The 21,531-nt window shown below is 73.4% G+C and carries 23 protein-coding genes; 9 read left to right on the top strand and 14 right to left on the bottom strand.

Annotation, left to right across the window (positions count from 1 at the left end; translation table 11 throughout):
* Positions 1 to 4: 4 nt before the first annotated feature.
* From ACWEGE_RS39940 to ACWEGE_RS39930, 3 genes are read right to left on the bottom strand one after another with little or no spacing between them, the layout of a single operon-like run.
* Positions 5 to 1,090, bottom strand: a complete 1,086-nt coding sequence (locus ACWEGE_RS39940) for a glycosyltransferase family 4 protein (protein ID WP_449665685.1) — start codon at positions 1,088 to 1,090, stop codon at positions 5 to 7.
* Positions 1,083 to 3,602 carry a glycosyltransferase gene (locus ACWEGE_RS39935; RefSeq protein WP_449665684.1) on the bottom strand — a complete coding sequence of 840 codons (2,520 nt, stop codon included), beginning with the start codon at positions 3,600 to 3,602 and terminating at the stop codon, positions 1,083 to 1,085. Before ACWEGE_RS39935 ends, ACWEGE_RS39940 begins: the two co-directional genes overlap by 8 nt.
* Positions 3,603 to 3,635: 33 nt before the next feature.
* Positions 3,636 to 4,571: a glycosyltransferase family 2 protein gene (locus ACWEGE_RS39930; protein ID WP_449665683.1), complete on the bottom strand. Its 936-nt coding sequence runs from the start codon at positions 4,569 to 4,571 to the stop codon at positions 3,636 to 3,638.
* 9 nt (positions 4,572 to 4,580) lie between these two features.
* On the opposite strand from ACWEGE_RS39930, the gene ACWEGE_RS39925 reads away from it, so the two are divergent.
* The 3 genes from ACWEGE_RS39925 to ACWEGE_RS39915 all read left to right on the top strand — a co-directional run bounded on the left by ACWEGE_RS39925 (position 4,581) and on the right by ACWEGE_RS39915 (position 7,925).
* Positions 4,581 to 5,657 carry a glycosyltransferase family 4 protein gene (locus ACWEGE_RS39925; RefSeq protein ID WP_449665682.1) on the top strand — a complete coding sequence of 359 codons (1,077 nt, stop codon included), beginning with the start codon at positions 4,581 to 4,583 and terminating at the stop codon, positions 5,655 to 5,657.
* A gap of 83 nt (positions 5,658 to 5,740) precedes the next feature.
* Positions 5,741 to 6,871 carry a glycosyltransferase family 4 protein gene (locus ACWEGE_RS39920; protein ID WP_449665710.1) on the top strand — a complete coding sequence of 377 codons (1,131 nt, stop codon included), beginning with the start codon at positions 5,741 to 5,743 and terminating at the stop codon, positions 6,869 to 6,871.
* A 196-nt stretch (positions 6,872 to 7,067) separates the two neighbouring features.
* On the top strand, positions 7,068 to 7,925 hold the full coding sequence (locus ACWEGE_RS39915; protein WP_449665681.1) for a glycosyltransferase family 2 protein: 858 nt from the start codon (positions 7,068 to 7,070) through the stop codon (positions 7,923 to 7,925).
* Here the strand turns inward: ACWEGE_RS39915 and ACWEGE_RS39910 are convergent.
* Complete coding sequence (locus tag ACWEGE_RS39910; RefSeq protein WP_449665680.1) at positions 7,922 to 8,374, bottom strand: hypothetical protein; 453 nt, start codon at positions 8,372 to 8,374, stop codon at positions 7,922 to 7,924. The genes ACWEGE_RS39915 and ACWEGE_RS39910 overlap by 4 nt on opposite strands.
* A gap of 141 nt (positions 8,375 to 8,515) precedes the next feature.
* Here ACWEGE_RS39910 and ACWEGE_RS39905 point away from each other — a divergent pair, with 141 nt between their 5' ends.
* Together ACWEGE_RS39905 and ACWEGE_RS39900 are read left to right on the top strand one after the other, a co-directional pair.
* A complete protein-coding gene (locus tag ACWEGE_RS39905; protein ID WP_449665679.1) occupies positions 8,516 to 9,604 on the top strand; it encodes a sugar phosphate nucleotidyltransferase in 1,089 nt (362 codons plus the stop codon).
* 5 nt (positions 9,605 to 9,609) lie between these two features.
* On the top strand, positions 9,610 to 10,506 hold the full coding sequence (locus tag ACWEGE_RS39900) for a DNA-3-methyladenine glycosylase family protein (protein ID WP_449665678.1): 897 nt from the start codon (positions 9,610 to 9,612) through the stop codon (positions 10,504 to 10,506).
* A 37-nt stretch (positions 10,507 to 10,543) separates the two neighbouring features.
* On the opposite strand, the gene ACWEGE_RS39895 is transcribed toward ACWEGE_RS39900, so the two are convergent.
* From ACWEGE_RS39895 to ACWEGE_RS39865, 7 genes are read right to left on the bottom strand one after another with little or no spacing between them, the layout of a single operon-like run.
* On the bottom strand, positions 10,544 to 10,858 hold the full coding sequence (locus ACWEGE_RS39895; RefSeq protein ID WP_449665677.1) for a hypothetical protein: 315 nt from the start codon (positions 10,856 to 10,858) through the stop codon (positions 10,544 to 10,546).
* Positions 10,858 to 11,223 (bottom strand): GntR family transcriptional regulator, encoded by a 366-nt coding sequence (locus tag ACWEGE_RS39890; RefSeq protein WP_449665676.1) that lies wholly within the window; start codon positions 11,221 to 11,223, stop codon positions 10,858 to 10,860. Before ACWEGE_RS39890 ends, ACWEGE_RS39895 begins: the two co-directional genes overlap by 1 nt.
* On the bottom strand, positions 11,220 to 11,678 hold the full coding sequence (locus tag ACWEGE_RS39885; protein ID WP_449665675.1) for a hypothetical protein: 459 nt from the start codon (positions 11,676 to 11,678) through the stop codon (positions 11,220 to 11,222). The genes ACWEGE_RS39890 and ACWEGE_RS39885 overlap by 4 nt, the downstream gene beginning before the upstream one ends.
* 27 nt (positions 11,679 to 11,705) lie before the next feature.
* Positions 11,706 to 12,251 (bottom strand): NUDIX hydrolase, encoded by a 546-nt coding sequence (locus ACWEGE_RS39880; protein WP_449665674.1) that lies wholly within the window; start codon positions 12,249 to 12,251, stop codon positions 11,706 to 11,708.
* On the bottom strand, positions 12,248 to 13,594 hold the full coding sequence (locus ACWEGE_RS39875) for a coenzyme F420-0:L-glutamate ligase (protein WP_449665673.1): 1,347 nt from the start codon (positions 13,592 to 13,594) through the stop codon (positions 12,248 to 12,250). The genes ACWEGE_RS39880 and ACWEGE_RS39875 overlap by 4 nt, the downstream gene beginning before the upstream one ends.
* Complete coding sequence (gene cofD, locus ACWEGE_RS39870) at positions 13,587 to 14,576, bottom strand: 2-phospho-L-lactate transferase (RefSeq protein ID WP_449665672.1); 990 nt, start codon at positions 14,574 to 14,576, stop codon at positions 13,587 to 13,589. The genes ACWEGE_RS39875 and cofD overlap by 8 nt, the downstream gene beginning before the upstream one ends.
* The gene (locus ACWEGE_RS39865; RefSeq protein ID WP_449665671.1) at positions 14,573 to 15,325 is read right to left on the bottom strand and encodes a GNAT family N-acetyltransferase; all 753 of its coding nucleotides are present in this window, start codon (positions 15,323 to 15,325) and stop codon (positions 14,573 to 14,575) included. The genes cofD and ACWEGE_RS39865 overlap by 4 nt, the downstream gene beginning before the upstream one ends.
* Positions 15,326 to 15,386: 61 nt before the next feature.
* Here ACWEGE_RS39865 and ACWEGE_RS39860 point away from each other — a divergent pair, with 61 nt between their 5' ends.
* The 3 genes from ACWEGE_RS39860 (at position 15,387) to dapC (ending at position 17,105) form a co-directional block, all read left to right on the top strand.
* The gene (locus ACWEGE_RS39860; RefSeq protein WP_449665670.1) at positions 15,387 to 15,569 is read left to right on the top strand and encodes a hypothetical protein; all 183 of its coding nucleotides are present in this window, start codon (positions 15,387 to 15,389) and stop codon (positions 15,567 to 15,569) included.
* Positions 15,570 to 15,693: 124 nt separating this feature from the next.
* Positions 15,694 to 16,014: a ferredoxin gene (fdxA, locus tag ACWEGE_RS39855; RefSeq protein WP_091304417.1), complete on the top strand. Its 321-nt coding sequence runs from the start codon at positions 15,694 to 15,696 to the stop codon at positions 16,012 to 16,014.
* Positions 16,011 to 17,105 (top strand): succinyldiaminopimelate transaminase, encoded by a 1,095-nt coding sequence (dapC, locus tag ACWEGE_RS39850; protein WP_449665669.1) that lies wholly within the window; start codon positions 16,011 to 16,013, stop codon positions 17,103 to 17,105. Before fdxA ends, dapC begins: the two co-directional genes overlap by 4 nt.
* A gap of 47 nt (positions 17,106 to 17,152) precedes the next feature.
* Here the strand turns inward: dapC and ACWEGE_RS39845 are convergent, their stop codons facing one another.
* Together ACWEGE_RS39845 and ACWEGE_RS39840 are read right to left on the bottom strand one after the other, a co-directional pair.
* Complete coding sequence (locus ACWEGE_RS39845) at positions 17,153 to 18,325, bottom strand: LLM class flavin-dependent oxidoreductase (protein ID WP_449665668.1); 1,173 nt, start codon at positions 18,323 to 18,325, stop codon at positions 17,153 to 17,155.
* 125 nt (positions 18,326 to 18,450) lie between these two features.
* Positions 18,451 to 19,068 carry a TetR/AcrR family transcriptional regulator gene (locus ACWEGE_RS39840; RefSeq protein WP_449665667.1) on the bottom strand — a complete coding sequence of 206 codons (618 nt, stop codon included), beginning with the start codon at positions 19,066 to 19,068 and terminating at the stop codon, positions 18,451 to 18,453.
* 81 nt (positions 19,069 to 19,149) lie between these two features.
* Between ACWEGE_RS39840 and ACWEGE_RS39835 the strand changes: the two genes are divergently transcribed.
* Complete coding sequence (locus ACWEGE_RS39835; protein ID WP_449665666.1) at positions 19,150 to 20,562, top strand: FAD-dependent monooxygenase; 1,413 nt, start codon at positions 19,150 to 19,152, stop codon at positions 20,560 to 20,562.
* Positions 20,563 to 20,574: 12 nt separating this feature from the next.
* Here the strand turns inward: ACWEGE_RS39835 and ACWEGE_RS39830 are convergent, their stop codons facing one another.
* Positions 20,575 to 21,507, bottom strand: coding sequence for a CHAD domain-containing protein (locus tag ACWEGE_RS39830; protein ID WP_449665665.1), 933 nt, complete (start codon positions 21,505 to 21,507; stop codon positions 20,575 to 20,577).
* Between the last annotated feature and the right edge of the window lie 24 nt (positions 21,508 to 21,531).

Genomic DNA, 21,531 nt, shown 5'->3' with positions numbered 1-21,531 from the left:
AGGGTCAGTGACGTCCTGAGGCCAGCCGGTACGCGCCCACCGTCAGCTCCGCGCACGTGCGCCACGTGAAGTTCGCCGCGTGCGCGCGCCTCGACGCCGAGGTGGCCACCGCGTGCGGGTCCGTCACCGCCGTCCGCAGGGCTTCCGCCAGGCCGTCCACATCGCCGTACGGGACCAGGCTCGCGCACTCGCCCGCCACCTCGCGCAACGCCGGGATGTCCGTGCAGACCACCGGGACGTCCGAGGCCATCGCCTCCAGCACCGGCAGCCCGAAGCCCTCGTCACGGGAGGGCAGCACCAGCGCCGACGCCCCGGCCACCACCGTGCGCAGGTCCACATCGGACAGATAGCCGGTCTGGAACCGCCGGTCGCCGCGGGGGAACGGGCCCGGGCCCGCGAACACCAGGTCCGGGAGGTCCGGCGCCGAGTCGTGCGCCCTGGTCAGCCAGTTCAGGCCCTTCCGCGGGCCCGCGGCCCCGGCGAACAACAGGTACCGGGCAGGCAGCCCGAGCCGCGCCCGGCGCTCGTCGTCCGGCGGGCGCGCGGTGAACCACGCCGGGTTGACGCCCAGCGGTGTCACCACGATCTTCTCGCGGGAGACGTCGAGGCGCTCGGCCACCGCGTCCGCCACCGCCGCCGTCGGGGTGCAGATGACGTTCGCGCGGCGGGCGCCGCGGCGGACCAGCTCCGGCAGGTCGCGGTCGCTCGGGGCGAGCTCGTCCGGGTTGTCCAAAAAGGCCAGGTCGTGGATCGTCACCACGCCGGCCGCGCGGAAGCGGCCCGGCAGCACGAAGTTCGTGCCGTGGACGACGTCCGTCGGACCGGCGAACAGCTCCACCGGCGGGAAGTCCGAACGCAGCCACGCCATCCGCAGCAGCCGCGCCGCCACCGGCATCCCGCGGGCCCGCGCGCCGTAGGGCAGCACGTGCCGCAGCCGCCGCCAGCCGCGCAGCGTGAACGCCACCGCGCGCGTGTCGACCTCCGGGATCGACACCAGTTCTTCGCTCAGCGCGGCCGTGTAGCGGCCGATCCCGGTGCGGGCGCCGAGCAGCGGAGTTCCGTCGAGGAGAACGCTCAGGGACCTAGCCACGGCGGAGCCGTTGCTTCGCGACCTTGAGCACCCGGCCGCCCACGCGCCGCGCCAGCTCGGCCGGCCCGCCCGCGTCCAGGTATTCGCGGATCAGGTCGACGTCCCGCCGCAGCACGGCCCGGCCGCGCACCGGCGGCGTGGTCACCAGGTCCGCCGAGCCGGGCAGCCGGTCGGCCGCCGGGCGCGGGTCGCGGCAGAACTGCACCAGCGGCTTCAGCGCCTCGGGCCACGCGAACCGCTGCGCGACGACGGCGAGCCGCTCGACGCAGCCCGCGGCGAACTCCTCGTCGTACAACGCCTTTTCGAGCGCCTCCGCCAGTGCGTCGTCGTCCTCGGCCGGGACGACGACGCCCAGCCGCTCCGCCCGGACCAGGTCGGCGAAACTGTCGCCGTCGGTGGTGACGATCGGCAGGCCCGCCCACAGGTAGTCCAGCACGCGGGTGCGGAACGCGAAGGTCGTCTCGACGTGCTCGTAGTGCGTGGTGACGCCGCAGTTCGCGTCGAGCAGCCAGTTCTGGCGCTCGTGGTAGGGCACCCACTGCTCGTTGAAGTAGACGTGCTTGCCGGTCAGCCCCAGCGAATCCGCCAGCCGGATCGTGCGCGTGCCGATGTCCATCTCGGCGACCTCGGGGTTCGGGTGCTTCATGCCGAGGAACACCAGCCGGACGTCGCCGCGGCGGCGGCGCAGCCTGTCGATCGCGCGGACCAGCGTGAGCGGGTCGAACCAGCTGTACACCCCGCCGGCCCACAGCACGACGTGGTCGGTGCCGCCGATGCCGAGTGACGAGCGCAGTCCCGGCCCGGTGCGCACCGGCGCTTCCGGCGGCAGGCCGAAGGGGACGACCGCGAGCAGCGACTGCGTCGTCGGGTCGGCGTCGTACAGGCGCGGCGAAAGCCGGCCCAGCGCGGCGAGGTGGCCGAGCCAGAAGTGCCGCTGCCGCTCGGACGCGCAGAGGAAGAAGTCGCCGCGTTCGAGCTGGGCGTCGAGGACGCGGGTGACGCCGGCGAGGTCGGCCGCGCGCTGGTCGTCCGCGACGCCCTTGCCCTGCTCCAGCAGCTCCAGGTGCATCGGGTCGTACAGGTCGGCGACGACGATCTTGCCGCTGTGCTGCTTCTTCAGCGACGGCGCCAGCTCCAGCACGTGCCCCTGGAGGACCACGACGTCGGCCCAGGCGATCGGCGCGTCCAGCTCGCGGTGCTTGCCCGCGCTGACCCGGAACGGGGCCGGCGGCGGGGTGGCGAGCGGGTTGGTGGTGACGAGGTGGACGTCGTGCTCGGCCGCCAGCGCGAGGGCGATGTTCCAGGCGCGGATCGCCGGGCCCGCCATCCGCTCGGTGAGCGCGTCGCCGGTGATCACCAGGATCTTCCGGCGCTGCCCGAAGGCCTTTTCGATGCCGAACGCCTCGACCAGGATGTCGTGCGCGGCCAGGTAGCGCGGCAGCGGGTAGGCGGGCTCCAACGCCTTGCGCAGCAGGGGAAGCAGGTCGGCGTCGGTGCGGACGCGGGCCGCCTGCTCGACCGCGCGCGACTCGGCCAGCGAGGGCAGCTGTTCGACGAACTGGTCGATGGCCAGCAGCCCGGCGAGCGTGGTGCGGGGGACGGCGACTTCGCCGGATTCGATCGGGCCTGACGGAGCACCGCCGCGCTCGAGGTCCAGCTGGGTGGCGTCCAGCTCGCCGCGGGCGGTGGCCCGGCGCACGGCCAGCGCGAGCGCCGCGGGCAGCGCGCGGGCGAGCGTCTCGTCGGAGAGGTTCTTGTAGAGCGCGGCCAGGGCGTTGCGCTCGAGGAGGAAGGTCTCGCGGCCCGTCTCCGGTGCGTCGACGGCGTTCATCGTGCCGTGGTGGCGGTGGTGGGCCACCGACCCGGGGACGTACCGGACGCGCCAGCCGCGCAGGTTGAGCCGCCAGCCGAGGTCGACGTCCTCGTAGAACATGAAGAACCGCTCGTCGAAGCCGCCGAGCTCGGCGAACACGCCGGCCCGGACGAACATCGCCGAGCCGGTGCCGAACAGGACGTCCTTGGCGACCTCGTGCTCGGCCGCCGGGACGTCGGCCAGCGGCGAACCGGCGTGGCGCTTGTAGCCCATGCCGAACCAGGTGAGGCCGCCGTCGACGAAGTCGGTGCCGGTGCCGTCCCAGTCGAGGACCTTGCTCGCCACGGCGGCGACGCCGGGCTGGGCGCGCAGCTCGGCGACCGCGGCGGAGACCCAGCCGGGCGCCGGGCGGGCGTCGTTGTTGAGGAAGGCGAGGACGGTGCCCTTCGCGTGCTTCGCGCCGAGGTTGCAGCCGCCAGCGAAGCCGGTGTTGCGGCCCGCTTCGACGACCTGGGCCTGCGGGACGGCTTCGCGGATGCGCGCGGCTTCGTCTCCGGAGGACGAGTTGTCGACGCAGATCAGCTCGAGCTCGGGGTAGTCGTGCTCGGCGAGCGCGCGCAGGCAGGTGATCGTGTCGTCGGCGCCGTGGTAGTTCACCACGATCACCGAGACGAGCGGTTGCGGATCCCCCTGCGCCAAAGCCAGCTCCTCGTCGTCGATCCTGGCGCAAGCTTAAAGGCCTGCCCATGCTTCCCAGACCGCGCCTCGGCCGAGCGCCGCGCGGCGGGTGATCTTGCGGCGTTCCCGCAACGTCGCAGGTGACCGCAGGACGACCTCGGCCAGCACCCGGCAGCGCAGGCCGAACCGGAAGTTCGCCGCCGACGGCCGTCGTGGCCGGAGCGGCAGCACCGCTGTCAACACGGCGAACCGGAGCAGCTGGTTCACCGCGACGCCGCCGGGTGCGCAGCGCAGCAGCATGAGCAGCCGGTTGCGCTCGTTCCAGCGGTGGAACTCCGGCGAGCCCAGCCCGCTGCTGACGCCGTGGGCGTGCCGGACCCGGGCGTCCGGCGCCGTGACGACGTCCCACCCGGCCAGCCGCAGCCGCCACGCTGTGTCGGTGTCCTCGTAATAACAGAAGAATCCGGCCGGGACGCCGTGCACGCCCCTCAGCGCTTCGGTGCGCAGCAGGGCCGCGCCACCGCAGAAGCCGAACACCTCGTCGGCCGGCTCGGTGACGTCGGCGCCGTGGCCGTCGGCGGTCAGCCGGACGCCGGCGGACTGCGTGGTGCCGTCCGGGCGCACGAGCAGCGACGTCGCCGCGGCGGCCGCCGGCGCCTTCTCGAGGGTGTCCTCCAGCGTCGCGAGCCAGTCCGGCGCGGGCTCGGCGTCGTCGTTCAGCCAGGCCATCAGCGGGGTCTGGACCTTTTCGAGCGCGACGGCGAGCGCGCCCGCGTAGCCGGTGTTGCGCGGCAGCCGGAGCACTTGCGGGTGCGACGGGTGGGCCGCGAGCAGGGCCGCGGTGCCGTCGCCGGAGGCGTTGTCGATCACGAGCGTCCGATGTGGACGCGTCTGCGCGGCGAGCGCGTCGAGGCAGGCCGTGATGTGCCCGGCACCCCGCCAGGTCACGACTACCACCGTGGTGGCGGGATTCGCGGTCACGTCCCGCACAATAGCCGCGTGCCCGAACTGGTCGTGCTCGCCGAGCAGCTCCTCGCGCCCGTGCCCGGTGGCACCGGGCGCTACACGGCCGAGCTGCTCCCCGCGCTGGCGAAGACCGCGCCGCCGGGCTGGACGGTGTCCAGCGTGGTCGCGCGGCACGCCGACGTCGGCCCGGCCCGGCTGGACGGCGTCGAGGGGCCGCGGGTGCTGCGCATCCCGCCGCGGGCGCTGGTCGCCGCGTGGCAGCTGGGCCTGCGCTGGTGGCCGGGCGGTGACGCGGTGCACGCGCCGACGCCGTTCGCGCCGCCGCGCGCCCCGGCCGGGAAGTCGCTGAGCGTGACCGTGCACGACACCGTGCCGTGGACCCACCCGGAGACGCTCACCGCGCGCGGGGTCAGCTGGCACCGGTCGATGATCGCGCGGGCCGCGCGGCGGGCGTCCGGGCTGGTCGTGCCGACCCGGGCGGTCGCCGACGAGCTGGCGGTGCTGATCGACGTCGACGTCCCGGTGCGCGTGGTGCCGCACGGCGTGCGGGTGCCCACCGGCGACGCGGACCTGGAGCTGCCGGCGCGGTACGTGCTGGCCGTCGGCACGATCGAGCCGCGCAAGGGCATCGACGTGCTGGTCGACGCGGTCGCGGCGCTGGAGGGCACGGTGCTCGTGCTGGCCGGCCAGCCGGGCTGGGGCGGCATCGACCCGGTGGCGCTGGCGGCCGAGCGCGGCCTGCCCGCCGAGCGGCTGCGGGTGCTGGGGAAGGTGACCGACGCCGAGCTGGCGACCGTCCTGCGCCACGCCGACGTGCTGGCCGTGCCGAGCCTCGCCGAGGGGTTCGGGCTGGGCCTGCTGGAGGCGATGGCGGCCGGGATCCCGGTGGTGCACACCGACGTCCCGGCGCTGGCCGAGGTGGCCGACGGGGCCGGTCTCATGGTGCCCCGCGGGGACGCCGCGGCCCTGGCGGCCGCGCTGCGGGAGGTGCTCGGGTCGCCGTCGAGGGCGGCGGAGCTGAGCCGGGCGGGGCGGGAGCGGGCCCGGAACTTCACGTGGCGCCGCGCGGCCGAGGCCGTGTGGGCGATCCACCGCCGCGCGCACGACTGAGCGCTCGCCTGCCCGGTTTGCCAGTTCCTCACCAACGCGCGGGGGTGCCGCCGTACGCTGCAGGGGTGAGCGACGACCCCCGCGTGCTGATCGACGCGACCGCGGTCCCCGCGGACCGCGGCGGTGTCGGCCGGTACGTGGATTCGCTCGTCGCGGCCCTCGACGCGGACGGGGCGCGCATCACGGTCGTCTGCCAGCCGCGTGACCTGCGGCTCTACGACCAGCTGGCGCCGCGCTCGCGGGTCGTGCCCGCTTCGCCGGCCACGACCACCCGCACGGCCCGGCTGACCTGGGAACAGGCGACGCTGCCGCGGCTGACGCGCCGCCTCGGCGCGGACGTCGTCCACTCGCCGCACTACACGATGCCGCTCGCGACGTCGGCCGCCTCGGTGGTCACGCTGCACGACGCGACCTTCTTCACCGACGCCGTGCTGCACTCGTCGGTGAAGGCCCGCTTCTTCCGCGCGTGGACGGCGACGGCGTTGCGCCGCGCGACGCTCTGCGTGGTGCCTTCGGCGGCGACGGCCACCGAGCTGGCCCGCGTCGGCCCGGTCCGGCACGCTTCGCTGGAAGTGATTCACCACGGCGTCGACAGCGAGCGCTTCCACCCGCCGTCCCCCGCGGAGGTCGCGGCGGCACGCGCGGCCGTCGGCCTGGGGCGGACGCCGTACGTGGCCTTCCTCGGGGCGCTGGAGCCGCGGAAGAACGTGCCCGCGCTGATCCGCGGGTTCGCCAGGGCGGTCGCCGGCCGCCCGGACGCGCCGGCGTTGGTGCTGGCCGGCCAGCCGGGCTGGGACACCCAGGTGGAGCGGGCGCTGGACGCGGTCCCGCACCGGCTGCGCGTGATCCGGGCGGGCTACCTGCCGTTCGACACGCTGGCGGGCTTCCTGGGCGGGGCGGAGCTGGTGGCGTACCCGTCGCTGGGCGAGGGGTTCGGGCTGCCGGTCCTGGAGGCGATGGCCTGCGGCGCGTGCGTCCTGACCACCCGCCGGCTGTCACTGCCGGAGGTGGGCGGCGACGCGGTGGCGTACTGCGGCGTCGGGGCGGGCGACGTGGCGGCGGCGTTGGGCGAGCTGCTGGCGGACCCGAGCCGCCGGGCCGAGCTGGCCACGGCGGCGCAGCAGCGCGCGAAGGAGTTCTCGTGGGCCACGACCGCGGAACGGCACCGCGAGGCGTACGCCAAGGCCTGGTCCCGCCACCTCCGCACCCGCTGACCGTGATCCGAGGGTCGACACGCGTGATTGGAAGGTCGACACCGGTGATTGAAGGGTCGACACGGCGGCGGCGGCCTCGCGCGGCGTGTCGACCCTTCGATCACGCGTGCCGGCTTCCTGATCACGCGTGCCGGCCCCTCCGTCACGGGCTGCGGGGTGGCGGGGTTGCGCTGGGTGACGAGTGGACAATGGCCGGGTGACTGAGGCATCCCGCTACGGCGACGAACTCGGCGTCGTGACCGTGACGTACTTCTCCGGCGACACCCTCGAGCGCTTCCTCGACACCCTCGAGAAGGCCACCGAGCGGCCGGTCCAGGTGGTCGTGGCCGACACCGTCTCCACCGACGGTGCTCCCGAGAAGGCCGCGAAGCGCGCGAACGTGCACCTGCTCAGCATCGGCGAGAACGTCGGCTACGGGACCGGGTGCAACCGCGGGGTCGCCGAGCTCGACGACCGGTTCGGCTGGATCGTCATCGCCAACCCCGACCTCGAATGGGAGCCCGGGTCGCTCGACGGGCTGCTCGAGGCCACCAAGCGGTGGCCTCGCGGGGGTGCCTTCGGGCCGCTGATCCACGAGCTCGACGGGACCGTCTACCCCTCCGCCCGGCTGCTGCCCTCCTTCGGCCGCGGCATCGGGCACGCCGCACTCGGCAAGGTCTGGCCCGGGAACCCGTGGACCCGGCAGTACCGGCAGGAGACCGGCACGCCCGTCGAGCGCGTCGCCGGGTGGCTGTCCGGCTCGTGCCTGCTGCTGCGCAGGGAAGCCTTCGAATCGGTCGGCGGCTTCGACTCGCGGTACTTCATGTACTTCGAGGACGTCGACCTCGGCGACCGGCTCGGCAGGGCCGGCTGGCTGAACGTCTACGTGCCCTCCGCCGGCGTCATGCACCTCGGCGGGCACTCGACTTCGCAGGCGTCGAAGAAGATGCTCGCCGCCCACCACGCCAGCGCCTACCGCTACCTCGCCGACCGGCACCCGGGGCTCGCCTGGAAGCCGGTGCTGGCCGCCGTGAAGCTCGGCCTCGCGCTGCGGCTGAAGCTGGAAACCCGCTAGATCCCGTCGAGCCGGCGCGAAAGGTCGGACTTGCCGATGTTCTGCGTCACCGTCGGCACCAGGCCGGTGTCCTCCGGGTCGGGCTCCTTCAGCGGGCTCGTGATCTGCTCGGCCTGGGGCCGGCGGGCCAGCGGCGTGGGCATCGGCGTGGTCGGCGACGGCGTGCTCAGCGGGGTCGTCGGCTGCGGGCGGCGGCCGCCCTGGACCTCCATCCGCCGCGTCGGCGCCGAGCCGGCCAGCGGGTGGTCGTTCTCCTCGATCAGCGACGCCGGCAGCTGCGTGGTCGTGTCGGGGTCGCGGCTGCGGTCGAGCCCGTCGATCTGGGCCCGCGGGATCTGCTGGGTGTTCGCGGAGTCCATCGGTGACGTCGCGCTGTCGGGTGTCACGACGAACACACCGCGCGCCTGGGCTCGTGCGAGCAGGGCGTCCGCCCGATCGCGGGGGTCCATCCCCTCGGCCTCCCGACTGACCCGGGGCCCTCTGGGGAAAGGCCCGCCTGTTTCCTGTCTAGGGTAGGCCCTCCGGGCTACCTCCGTCAGGGTTTCCCGCGGCTTGTCGCTCAGCGGTGCGTGATAAAAGAGGAGATTTCCGTGACGTCCGAGGTCCAAACCGACGCTGTCGACGCCGTCGTGCTGGTCGGCGGCAAGGGCACGCGCCTGAGGCCGTTGACGCTGTCGGCGCCGAAGCCGATGCTCCCCACCGCCGGGACGCCGTACCTGAGCCACCTGTTCTCCCGCATCCGCGAGGCCGGCATCCGGCACGTCGTGCTGGGCACGAGCTACCGGGCGGAGGTGTTCGAGGAGTACTTCGGCGACGGCAAGTCCATCGGCCTGGAGCTGGAGTACGTCGTCGAGGAAGAGCCGCTCGACACCGCGGGCGCGATCCGGAACGTCCACGGCAAACTGCGCGCCGACCACGTGATCGTCTTCAACGGCGACATCATCTCCGGCTCGGACCTCGGCGAGCAGCTGCGCGTCCACCGCGAATCCGGGGCCGACGTCACCCTGCACCTGCAGCGCGTGCCGGACCCGAGCCGGTTCGGGTCGGTGCCGACCGACGAGACCGGCCGCGTCCAGGCGTTCCTCGAGAAGACGCCGAACCCGCCCACCGACCAGATCAACGCCGGCTGCTACGTCTTCCGCCGCCCGGTGATCGAGGCCATCCCGGCCGGGCGGCGGGTGTCGGTCGAGCGCGAGACGTTCCCGCAGCTGCTGGAGCAGGGCGCGCACATCCAGGGGTTCGTCGACGCCTCCTACTGGCTCGACGTCGGCACGCCGGAAGCGTTCGTGCGCGGCTCGGCCGACCTCGTGCGCGGCCTGGCGCCGACGTCGGCGCTGCCCGGCCGCCCCGGTGACTTCCTGGTCCTCGACGGCGCTTCGGTGGCCGAGGACGCCCAGCTGAGCGGCGGTTCGACGATCGGCGTCGCGGCCGTGGTCGGCTCCGGCGCGAAGATCGACGGCTCGGTGCTGTTCGACGGCGCGGCCGTGTCCGAGGGCGCGATCGTCGAGCGCTCGGTGCTCGGGCACGGCGCCCGCGTCGGCGCCGGCGCGGTGCTGCGCGGTGTGGTGCTGGGCGACGGCGTGTCCGTCGGGGCTGGCTGCGAGCTCCTGGACGGCGCCCGTGTCTGGCCGGACGTCGTGCTGCCCGACGGGTCCGTCCGCTTCTCGAGCGACGCGTAGGTCCGATGTTCTGGCGTCCGGCGTTCGAAGTCGACCTGGGCCGGGTCCTGGGTCCGCTGAAGCGCGGCCGCGGGTCGCTGAACATCCTCACCGACGAGCGCGGCATCACCTGGCTGGCGTCCAACACGCCCGACGGCCCGGGCACGCTGGCGCTGCGCCGGCTGCCGGACGGCCGGATCGAGGCCGCGGCCTGGGGCCCGGCGAAGGACCGGCTCTTGAGCGGGGTGCCGGCGCTGCTGGGGGCGAACGACGACGATTCGGGGTTCGTCGCGCACCACGATGTCGTCGCGCGCGCCCGCCGGGCGAACCCGGGCCTGCGGCTGGGGGCGACCGGGGTGGTGTGGGACTGGCTGGTGCTCGCCGTGCTGGAGCAGAAGGTGGCGGGCAAGGAGGCGATCCGGTCGTGGGCCGAGCTGTGCCGCCGGTTCGGCGCCCGCCCGCCCGGCCCGGCGCCGGAGCGGCTGCGCGTGCCACCGGCGCCGTCGGTGCTGAGGGCGCTGCCGGACTGGCACTGGCACCGCGCGGGCGTGGACATCAAGCGCCGGACGGCACTGGTGAACGCGGCCGCGATCGCCCCGCACCTGGAGCGCGCGGTCGAGCTGGGCGGCCTCGAGGGGCGGCACTGGCTGCGCCAGGTCCCGGGCATCGGGGTCTGGACGGCGGCGGAGGTGGCCCAGCGCGCCTGGGGCGACCCGGACGCGGTGAGCTTCGGGGACTACAACATCCCGTCGATGGTGGGGAACGCGGTGCTGGGCACGAAGCTCGACGACGCGGGGATGGCCGAGGTGCTGGCACCGTACGCACCGCAGCGGCAACGGGCGGTGCGGTACCTGGAGGCGGCGGGCCACACGCGGCCGCGGTTCGGGCCGCGGATCGAGCTGCGCGACTACCGCGCTATGTGAAAGAAGTCCGTGAATGCGCGGCATCCACGGACTTCGGCTACTGCTGCGGCGGATAGCCGCCCGGCGGGGGCGGGGGCGGGGGCGGGTACGGCGGCTGCTGGCCCGGGAAACCGGGTGGTTGCTGCCCCGGATAACCCGGCTGCGGCCCGCCAAAACCCTGCTGGGGCGGGTATCCCGGCGGCTGCTGGCCCGGGAACCCTTGCTGCGGCGGGTATCCCGGCTGCTGGTACCCCGGGTACGGCGGCGGGTACGGCGGCTGCTTCGGCTTGTTCGAGTTCACGATGAGCAGCACCGTCACCCCGACGCCGGCGAGCACCGCCACGATGATCAGCAGCATCAGCACGCTCACCATCAGCTGTTCCCCTCGTCGAGTGCGGCGCGGACGATCGACAGCGCTTCGGCGTCGTCGAGGCCGAGCTTACGGGTCGTCTTCGCGTACTCCGCCGCCGCCTGCTGGGCCCGGCGGCGGTTCTGGTCGCCCGCCGCCGCGACGAAGCTGCCCGCACGGCCCCGGGTCTCGATCAGGCCCGCTTCCTCCAGCTCGCGGTACGCCCTCGCCACCGTGTTCGGGGCGATGCCCAGGTCGGCCGCGAGCTGCCGGACCGTGGGCAGCTTCGCGCCCACGGCCAGGCTGCGGTCGTTGATCCGCGCCGCGAGCCCGGACCGGACCTGCTCGAACGGCGGGACCGGCGAACTGCTGTCGAAGGGGACGATCACCAGCTCTGCGGACCCGCTCCCGGCCCCGGCAGCTGCTGCTGCGGCGGGAACGACGGCCCCTGCGGCGCGTACTGCTGCGGCGCCGGCGGGTACCCCGGCTGCTGCGGGAACCCCTGCTGCGGCGAAGGCGGCGGGTAGCCCGGCGCGAAGCCCGGTTGCGCGAAACCTTGCGACGGCGGCGGCGAACCGGCCGGCGCCGGGAAGCCCGGCTGCGGGAAACCCTGCGACGGTGGCGCGGCAAAACCCTGCTGCGGCGGGAAGTTCGGGTTCGGCGGGAACTGCCCGCCGTTCTTCATCGCTTCTTCGCGGCGCATCTTCGACACCCGGACGATCACCGCGATGACGAACACGATGATGCCCAGGACGATCAGCCCGAGCACGATGTACCCGAACACGCCGGTGTCCCCGCCGCCGCCGGAGTGGTAGTGCACCCGCTCCGGGAACTGTGTGGCCATGTGGTCCCTCCCTGTCCGCGGACCAGGTTATCCCCCGGCACCGACAGGAACGGCCGCTTTCACCAGATCGGCGAGATCTTCCGAGCCCGCGGGCAGCGCGTCCGCCGGCCACCACCGCAGGTCGTCGGACTCGTCGCTGCGCACCGGCGAAGCGCCCGGGGGCGCGTGCACCGCGAACCGGACGTCGAAGTGCCGGGTCGGCACGCCCAGCGAGCAGGTGATCGGGTGGACGTCCAGGTGCACCGGCTCGGGCGAGATCCGCAGCCCGGCCATCCCGGACTCCTCGGTGGCCTCCCGCAGCGCCGCGCCGGCCAGCGACGCGTCCGACGGCTCGCAGTGGCCGCCGAGCTGCAGCCAGCGCCCGACCCGCGGGTGCAGGGTCAGCAGCACCTGCGTGCCGGTGTGGTCCAGCACCACCGCCGACGCCGTCAGGTGCCCGGCCGCGCAGGAGCGCCGGCAGGAATCCTCACGAGCGGCCAGGAACCCGAGGAACGCCTGCCGCAGCGACTCCTGGGCCGCCGAGGCAGGCCGCCACGCCGAAAGCGTCGTGACGGCGTCCGCGTGCAGGCTCACAGCTCCAGCAGTCCTTCCCCGGCCAGTGCCGGTCCGCGCGGGGCCGGCTCGGACAGCGGCACGCCGATGGCGACCGAACCCAACGGCTGCCAGCGCTCGTCCAGGCCGAGGACTTCGCGGACGACGTCCGCGGCGAAGATCGTCGAGCCGATCCAGCACGAGCCGAGGCCCTCGGCCGCCAGCGCGACCAGCAGGCCCTGCACCGCGGCCCCGCCCGCCACGGTGAACATCGTCTTCTCGCAGTCGTTGCGGCGGTCGTCGCGGTAGGTGTGCGCGCCGTCCGGCACCAGGAACGGGATGATGACCTCCGGCGCCCGGTACAGGATGTCGCCCCGGCTGAGCCGCTTCGCGATCTGCTCCGGCGTGAACCCGTCGCCGGTCAGGTCGGCCTGCCACGACTCGCGCATCGCGTCGAGCAGCTTCTTCCGGACGCCGGAGTCGCGCAGCCAGACGAACCGCACGGGGTGCGTGTGGTGCGGCGCGGGAGCGGTCAGCGCCGAGCCCACCGCCCGCCGGATCGACGTGGGGGAGACCGGCTCGTCCGCGAACTGCCGCACCGAACGGCGGGCCGGGACGGCTTCCCGGCGGCCCTGCGCGACGGCCTCGTTGGCGCCCAGCCGGAAGAGGTCCTCCTCCAGCGGGCGGATCAGGTCCCGCGCCGACGAGCCGTCGTCCTCGATCGAAAGCCCGCGGACCACCGCGACCGGCGTCCCGCCGAGCTTGCCCTTGACCAGGTCGGCGGCCGCGGCGAGCTCGTCGGCGACGGCGACCTCGGTGACGGCCAGCTCGTTGCCCTGCCCGTCGACCTGCCCGCGGTAGGCGTGCAGCACCCGCAGCCCGGACGACCCGATCGCGGCGTCGGTCTGCCCGACCCGCCAGGCCCGGCCCATCGTGTCGGTGACGACGACGGCGACCTCGACGCCGAGGCGCTCCCGCAGCCCGTTGCGCAGCGCCAGCGCCGAAGCGTCCGGGTCGGCGGGCAGCAGCGCCACCTCGTCACCGGCCACATTGGACGCGTCGATGCCGGACGCGGCCTGCACGATCCCCAGGTGGTTCTGGGTGATCACGGTCCGCGCGATCCGCGCGACGATCCGCACGGCCTCCTGCTCGACCAGCTTCCGGCGCTCGGCGTCGCGGGCCTCCGGGTCCGACGGCACGCGCACGAGCCTGCCTTCGGCCTTCGAGACGATCTTGCTGGTCACGACCAGGACGTCACCGGAGCGCAGCCAGGGCGCGGCGGTCACGATCGCGCCGGTCAGGTCGTCGCCAGGGCGGAACTCCGGCAGCCCGGCGACGGGCAGGATCTCCAGCTTGGGGGAAGCGTGGTCACCGGTGTCAGTCAACGGGGGCTCCAGCCAGTTCCAGGGCAGCGCGGGCCATCGCCGCGGTCGCGTCCACATCGGACATCAGCAGCGGGACGTCGCGGACGGTCACGCCCGGCACGTCGGCCGTCTCGCCTTCCGCGATCAGCCAGCCGTCCAGCACGCCGCCGGCCTTGCGCGAGCCGTAGTGCCGGCCCACCGCCTCGGCCGAGGTCTCGACGCCGATCGCGGTCAGGCACGCGTCGGCCATCCCGCGCAGCGCCTTGCCGCCGATGATCGGCGACACGCCGACGACGCCGGCGGAGGTCTTGCGCAGCACGTCCCGCACCCCGGGCACGCCCAGCACGGTGCCCACCGACACGACCGGGTTCGACGGCGCGAAGAGCACGGCGTCCGCCCCCGAAATCGCCTCGAGCACACCCGGCGCGGGCTTGGCCTCGTCGGCCCCGACCGCGACGATCGAGTGCGCCTTCGGCTCGGCGCGGTAGCGCACCCACCACTCCTGGAAGTGGATGGCCTTCTGCTGGCCGTCCTGCTCCGGGTCGTCGATCACGACGTGCGTCTCGACGCGGTCGTCGGACATCGGGAGCAGCCGGACGCCGGGCTGCCAGCGGTCGCACAGGGCCTCGGTGACCGCCGAGAGCGGGTAGCCCGCGCGCAGCATCCGCGACCGGATCAGGTGGGTGGCGATGTCCTTGTCGCCGAGCCCGAACCAGTCCGGGTCGGCGCCGTAGGCGGCCAGCTCCTCCTTGACCACCCAGGTCTCGCCCGCGTGCCCCCAGCCGCGTTCGGGGTCGATCCCGCCGCCCAGGGTGTACATGCAGGTGTCCAGGTCGGGGCAGATCCGCAGCCCGTGCATCCAGACGTCGTCGCCGGTGTTGACCAGCGCCGTCACCTCGTGCTCCGACTCGGAGGCCCCCTCCGGGGCCATGCCCAGCGCTGCCTTGACACCCAGCAGGAAGCGGGCCCCGCCCACTCCGCCGACCACTACCACGATCTTCACGACGTCGAATCCTCGCACGAGCCGGGTGCGGGCACCCAGTACCGGTATCTGTGGCGCGGGACGTAGCCGAGTCCCGCGTAGAGCGCGAGCGCGCCCGAATTCCCCTCCGCGACCTGCAACACCGAATGGTCCGCCCCGTGTTCCACGCCCCACGTCCGCACCGCGCCCATCAGCGCCGACGCCAGCCCGCGGCGGCGGAAGGCCGGGGCGACTTCGAGCCGGCCGACGTGCAGCCAGCCGTCGACCAGCGCGCCGCGGACGACCCCGGCGAGGCCGCCGTCGAGCACCGCGGCACCGTAGCCGACCTTCCCGCCCGACAGGACCTGCCGAGCGGCCGGGGAGTCCTCGCCGGGCCGCATGGCGAGCGGCCACCAGCCGGGCGCGGGCTCGTCGCCGACGGTGACGCCCGGGACGGCGGGTGCGGGGGTCAGCGGCGCGGTGAGCACCACGACCTCGTGGCCGGCGCCGTGCCCGGTGGCCGGCACCCAGCCGGCCGCGGCGATCGCGCGTTCGTTCGGGCTGTCCCGGACCACCTGCACCATCGGGGCGATCGCCCGATCGTGGGCGAAATCACACACCGCGCGCAGGGCCTCCTCGAGCGGCCGACCTGGGTCGCCGACGGCAAGTGCGCTGTTGGCGCGCCCGGTGAAGCCGTCGGCCCAGCGCAGACGCCACTCACCCAAGGGATCCTCCACCAGCGGTGGCCATGCTTTGCTGCAGGTGATTTCGAGCTTCTCGGCGGCGTTCACCGCTAGATTGTGACGGAGGCGGTGAAAGTCGCGGCAGCGGATTTTCGGCAGGAGGTGAGCCGTGGGCATCCAGCGCAAGGACGAGCGGCACAACGAGAAGCTGGTCGACGAGATCGCCGAAGGGTTCAACCGAGCGGTGGGGGAGAAGAAGACCGAAAGCGACACCGGCGAGGCGCCAAAACCGCGCTTCGTCATCACCGGCGACGCCCGGGCCACCCCGCCCCCGCGCCGCCGGCCGAGGTGAGCCGCATACCCCGGGTATGGCTAAGGCTTGCCTCACCAACCGAACGGGTGCCGATGCCGCGTAATGTCGGCACGGACTGGCTGTTTGCAGAGACTGTCTTTGCAGAGATAAGCAGGAGTGCGCAGTGACCTACGTGATCGCCGAGCCCTGCGTCGACGTGCTCGACAAGGCGTGTATCGACGAATGCCCCGTGGACTGCATCTACGAGGGCGAGCGGATGCTGTACATCCACCCGGACGAGTGCGTCGACTGCGGCGCCTGCGAGCCGGTGTGCCCGGTCGAGGCGATCTACTACGAGGACGACGTCCCGGACAACTGGTCGGACTACACCAAGGCCAACGTCGACTTCTTCGACGAGCTGGGCTCGCCCGGCGGCGCGTCCAAGGTGGGCAAGACCGCGCACGACCCGGCCTTCGTCAAGGCGCTGCCCCCGCAGGGCGAATGAACCGGATCGCGCTGCCCGACTTCCCCTGGGATTCGCTCGCCGAGGTCAAAGCCACGGCTCAGGCGCATCCCGGCGGGGTGGTCGACCTCTCCATCGGTACGCCGGTCGACCCGGTCCCGGAGGGCATCCGCGAGGCGCTCGCGTCGGTGTCGGAGATCCCCGGGTACCCGACCACCCACGGCATCCCGGCGCTGCGGGAGGCCGCGCGCGGCGCGCTTTCCCGGCGGCACGGCGTCGAGGGCATCGAGCCGGACGCGGTGCTGCCGACGATCGGGTCCAAGGAGGCCGTGGCCTGGCTGCCGCGCCTGCTCGGCTTCGGCCCCGGCGACCTCGTCGTCATCCCGGAGCTGGCGTACCCGACGTACGAGGTCGGCGTGCTGCTGGCGGGCGCGTCGATCCTGCGCGCCGACAGCACGGTCGCCGTCGGCCCGCAGAAGCCGGCGATGATCTGGCTGAACTCGCCGTCCAACCCGACCGGCCAGGTGCTGCCGGTCGAGCACCTGCGCAAGGTCGTCGAGTGGGCGCGCGAACGCGACGTCGTCGTGGTCTCCGACGAGTGCTACCTGGCGCTCGGCTGGGAGGCCGATCCGCGGTCGGTGCTGCACCCGGAGGTCTGCGACGGCCGGACCGACGGGCTGATCGCGGTGCACTCGCTGTCGAAGTCGGCGAACCTCGCCAGCTACCGCGCCGGGTTCCTGACCGGTGACCCCCGCCTGATCAAGCAGCTGCTGGAGATCCGCAAGCACGCGGGCATGATCGTGCCGCGGCCGGTCCAGGAGGCGATGGTCGCCGCGCTGGCCGACGACGAGGCCCTGCACGCGCAACGCGAGCGCTACGCCCGCCGCCGGCTGGTGCTGCGCAAGGCGTTGCTGGACAACGGCTTCCGCATCGACCACTCCGAAGCGGGGCTCTACCTCTGGGCCACCAGGGACGAGGACGCCGCCGCGACGGTCCGGTGGCTGGCCGGCCGCGGGATCCTGGTCGCGCCCGGGACGTTCTACGGCCCGAAGGGCGGCAAGCACGTCCGCGTCGCGCTGACCGCGACGGACGAGCGCGTCGACGCCGCCGTGGAGCGCCTCACCGCGCGTTAGCGGCAGAGCCGGGCGTCACCAGGGTGGGTGCCCTGGTGACACCCGGGTCAGCCGGCCAGCCGCAGCGGCCGGGCCTTCGAAGCCGCGAACAGCGCGGGTGCGACGTCTTCGGCCATGGCCGTCGCCGACTCCCAGGCGAGCTCGTGGGCCGTGCCCACCCCGCCGCAGAGCAGCATGAACCGCGACAACCCGGCCGAGCGCAGGGCGGCCAGCTTGTCCTTGACCGTCTCGACCGAGCCGACCAGCGCGAACGGGTTCTCGATGTAGGACTCGGCCGGGGCTTCGAGCACGGCGCGCACGCCGGTTTCCTCCTGCTTGGCCAGCGCCTCCAGCGGGCTCTCCCCGGTCGGGGGCACGCCGGCCAGCCGCGAAAGGTAGCCCGCCGAGGCCTCGATGTGGCTGAGGAACCCGGCGCGCACGATTCCGGCGGCTTCCCGGTCGGTGTCGGCGACCACCGTGAAACAGCTCGCCGCGATGTTCGCCATCGTCAGGTCGTGCCCGCTTTCCTGGCCGATTTCCAGATAGCGGTGCAACCGGGGCAGCATTTCTTCGACGCTGATCTTCGCCATCCCGCCCGCCGACGGATTGATGTTCAGCCCGGTGAACACACCCCAGCCGCGGCGGGCCGCGGTGGCCAGGGATTCGTCGGTGGTCGCGGCGACCCACAGCGGCACGCGCCGCTGGACCGGACGCGGCCACACGGTCACCTTCGCGGTTTCGACGCCCTCGGTGAAGGACGCGGCGATCGGGGTGAGATCGGCGCGCGCGACCGGGTGGTCGTGGTCGTTGAGCGTGCCGTCGATGAGGTCGATCGCGTGTTCCTGCGCGGCGCGGTCGCCGTGCCTGCCGAGGCCCACCTCGAGCCGGCCGCCCGACAGCACGTCGATCATGGCGAACTGCTCGGCGAGCTGCATCGGGTGGTGGAGCAGGGGAAGGTTGACCCCGGAGATGATCCGGGCCCGGCTGGTCCTGGCGGCGAGCGCGGCCATCATGATGTTCGGGTGCGGGCACGGCGACGACGGGCCGAAGTGCTCCGGCATGCTGACCGCGGCGTACCCGAGCCCCTCCGCTTCGACGCAGTGGTCGAGGTAGCTCTCGTAGAGCCGGGCCGCGAGCGCGGGGCTCCACTCCTCCGGCGCACGGGATCCCGGAGGGCAGTAGGTCAGGTTGTCCCAGTAGATGAACTTGACGATTTCCGGGTTTGCGCCGAGTGCGTTCATGCCGCGGCTCCCATCGAATCAGGAAATTGTTCGAGTCGAATGCTCTCCCATTGTCCTGACCGCGGGGGATCGGTCATCCTCCGTTGTGCCGGAGGGTGCGGAAAAGGAAGATCGCGGCGGGAAGATCAATAATCGCGGCCGGTGAGGCCGCGGTAGACGAACCGCGTGAGCATCTCGACGGCCTCTTCGTCGGTCGGCACGTTCCGCTCCGGGGCCGGGCCGTGCAGCCAGGTCGCCGCGAACGAGTCGACGAGCTGGTAGATCAGCATGCCGCAGTGCTCGGGTCCGGCCGGCAGCCGCAGGCCGGCCCGGGTGATGTGGGCGAGGTGGTCGTCGAGGTCGGCCGCCTGGGACGCGCCGAACTCCGCCACCGTGCGCGCGAACGATTCGCTGACCATCGCCGCCTGGCGCAGGGCCAGCATGGTCGCGGCGTTGTCCCGGTAGAAGGTCCAGTACTGCTTGACGTGCCAGCGCACGGCGGCGGGGTCGCTGAAGTCGGCCAGGTGGTCTTCGCTGTCGGCGCTCTCGTCTCCCGACGCCGCGATGTCGGCCATGAGGGCTTCCAGGAGCTCTTCCTTGCCCGCGAAGTGGTTGTAGAACGACCCCGCGGCCCGGCCCGCCTCGGCGGTGATGTCGGTGATCTTGGTGTTCAGGTAGCCCTTCCTGGCGAAGACGCGCTTGGCCGCGGCCTTGAGCGCCACCTCGGTCTCCGCGGCCTTCTCCCTGCGGCTCGTCGCCGTCATCGCCACCTCCCTTGACACGGGACGCTAGCACCGCCATGCTGAATCCAGATTCACTGAATACTAATTCACTGGGAGGACGACATGGACACTCGGGTGCTGATCGCCGGCGCCGGACCGACCGGGCTGACGCTGGCCATCGAGCTGGCGCGGCGCGACGTCGCCGTGCGGATCATCGACAAGGCCGAGGAGTACTTCGTCGGCTCGCGCGGCGACGGGATGCAGCCGCGCACGCTGGAGGTGTTCGAAGACCTGGGCGTGCTCGACGCGGTGCTGGCCGCGGGCATGGCCCCGGTGCCGATGCGGATCCACCTGGGCGGCGAGGTGGTCGGCGAACGGATGATGTTCGACGTCGTCGACCCGTCTCCGGACCGGCCGTACCCGACGGGCTGGTTCCTCGGCCAGTCGCAGACCGAAGGCATCCTGCGTGACCGGCTGGCCGAGTTCGGCGTGCGCGTCGAACTGGCCACCGCGCTGACCGGGTTCGAGCAGGACGCCGACGGCGTCACGGCGACGCTGAGCACGGGCGAGACCGTCCGCGCGGCGTACCTGGTCGGCGCCGACGGCGGCAAGAGCTTCGTGCGCAAGGCGCTGGGGATCCCGTTCGAGGGCACGACCGACGAGTCGATCCGGATGCTGCTCGGCGACGTCGTGGCCGAGGGGCTGGACCGGGACCACGGCCACTGGTTCGCGACGCCGGACGAGCCGATGCGCGGCATGATGTTCAGCCCGCTGCCGGGGACACCGCACTTCCAGTTCGCCGCCTCCCTCGGCGACGGCGAGACCGACGTCGAGACGGCGTTGCCCGCGGTCCAGGCCCGGCTCGACGTGCTCAGTGCCGGCACGGTCAAGCTCACCGGCCTGGCCTGGTCGACGGTCTGGCGGCCGAACGTCCGCCTGGCGGCCCGCTTCCGCGAGGGCCGCGTGTTCCTGGCCGGCGACGCGGCGCACGTCCACCCGCCGACCGGCGGGCAGGGCCTGAACACCGGGATCCAGGACGGCTACAACCTGGGCTGGAAGCTGGCGGACGGGTCACCGGAGCTGCTGGACAGCTACGAGATCGAGCGGCGGACGGTCGCGGCCCGGGTGCTCGGGGTCACCGCGGGCATCCTGCAGAAGTACGTCGACGGCGACGAGGACGCCCACCGGCGCGGGGAGGACACGCAGCAGCTGGACGTCGGCTACCGCGGTGGCCCGCTGTCGCCGGCCGGGACGGGCGAGCTGCGGCCGGGCGACCGGGCGCCGGATGCGCCGCTGGTGGACGCGAACGGCAAGCCGGTGCGGCTGTTCGAGCTGTTCCGCGGCCCGCACGCGACGGAGCTGGTGTTCGGTGATGGCGCGCTCGGCGAGCACGGCCACCGGATCCTGCCTGCCGGGAGCGTGGCGACGGGAGCGGAGCTGGTGGACGCGGGCGGCCACGCGTACTCGGCGTACGAGGCTTCGGGCGGCCGCCGGGTGCTCGTCCGGCCGGACGGGTACGTCTGGTCGATGTCCTGAGGCCCGGCCGGCTCAGGCGTGGAGGGCCTTGGCGGCCGCGTCGACCGCTTCCCACGACTCGCGCCAGACCGCGCGGGCCTCGGCGCGGCGGCCCAGCTCGCGCTCGGCGATGCGGCCCGCCACGAACCCCATCGGGCCGTCCGCCGACGCCAGTACCGAGCGCATCCGCTCCGCCGCGACCACCGCGTCCTGGTGGTCGCCCAGCACCGTCTGGAAGTCCTTCGTCGCCTTCAGCAGCCGCTTGATCTTCGCCGTCTGCTTCTTCTTCGCCGACGTCTGGGCCAGCTCGGCCGCGTACCGCAGCTTCTTGCCGTGGATGCGCAGCGCGTGCAGATCGTCGTCCGGCGGGTTCGAAGGCAGCGCGCGCACCGCCTTCGCCAGCTTCCGGTGCGGTTTCGCCAGGCCCGCGATCAGGTCGTGCGGCCGGTCGGTGTCCGGCGCGTGCTCCGCCCGCGTCAGCAGGCTCACCTCGCGCAGCAACGTCGAATAGCGGGCACTCGACAGCGCCCGCGTCAGGCGCCGCTTCGCGTTGGCCCGCTCGCTGACGAACCTCGACACCAGGCGGCGGCCGGGGGCCTGGTCGCGGACCTCGAAGTCGGCGATCACCTCGCGCAGGTGCCCGATCAGCACGTCGTAGTCGCGCACCTCGCCGAGGGACTGGCCGAGCCAGCCCAGCTCCGCGCGCACCGGCTCGGCGCCGGCACCGACCAGGCCACCGGACAGCTTCAGCACGCTGCGCATCCGCCGCAGCGCCACGCGCATCTGGTGCAGGTCCTCCGGGTCCGCGCCCGAGCGCGTGCCCGGTTCGTGCGCCAGCAGCGCGCGGATCTCACGGTCGAGCTTGGCCCGCACGTGGTGGCCGGCCGGGTCGGCCGGACGCGCTTCGACGGGCGCGTCCGGCAGGCCCAGCTCCGCCAGCGTCCGAGGCAACGATTCGGTGGTCACCTCATGAATGGTAGGTGAACGATC

The sequence above is a fragment of the Amycolatopsis sp. NPDC004747 genome (assembly GCF_053601335.1).
Note: the sequence above shows the minus strand (reverse complement) of the source record. Positions and strands in the feature narration are given on the sequence as shown.

Coding starts and splice junctions, on each gene's coding strand:
- ACWEGE_RS39910 (WP_449665680.1), bottom strand. CDS start 8,374: ATGGACCCCCGCGATCGGGCGGACGCCCTGCTCGCACGAGCCCAGGCG.
- ACWEGE_RS39900 (WP_449665678.1), top strand. CDS start 9,610: ATGTTCTGGCGTCCGGCGTTCGAAGTCGACCTGGGCCGGGTCCTGGGT.
- ACWEGE_RS39895 (WP_449665677.1), bottom strand. CDS start 10,858: ATGGTGAGCGTGCTGATGCTGCTGATCATCGTGGCGGTGCTCGCCGGC.
- ACWEGE_RS39885 (WP_449665675.1), bottom strand. CDS start 11,678: ATGGCCACACAGTTCCCGGAGCGGGTGCACTACCACTCCGGCGGCGGC.
- dapC (WP_449665669.1), top strand. CDS start 16,011: ATGAACCGGATCGCGCTGCCCGACTTCCCCTGGGATTCGCTCGCCGAG.
- ACWEGE_RS39845 (WP_449665668.1), bottom strand. CDS start 18,325: ATGAACGCACTCGGCGCAAACCCGGAAATCGTCAAGTTCATCTACTGG.
- ACWEGE_RS39840 (WP_449665667.1), bottom strand. CDS start 19,068: ATGACGGCGACGAGCCGCAGGGAGAAGGCCGCGGAGACCGAGGTGGCG.
- ACWEGE_RS39835 (WP_449665666.1), top strand. CDS start 19,150: ATGGACACTCGGGTGCTGATCGCCGGCGCCGGACCGACCGGGCTGACG.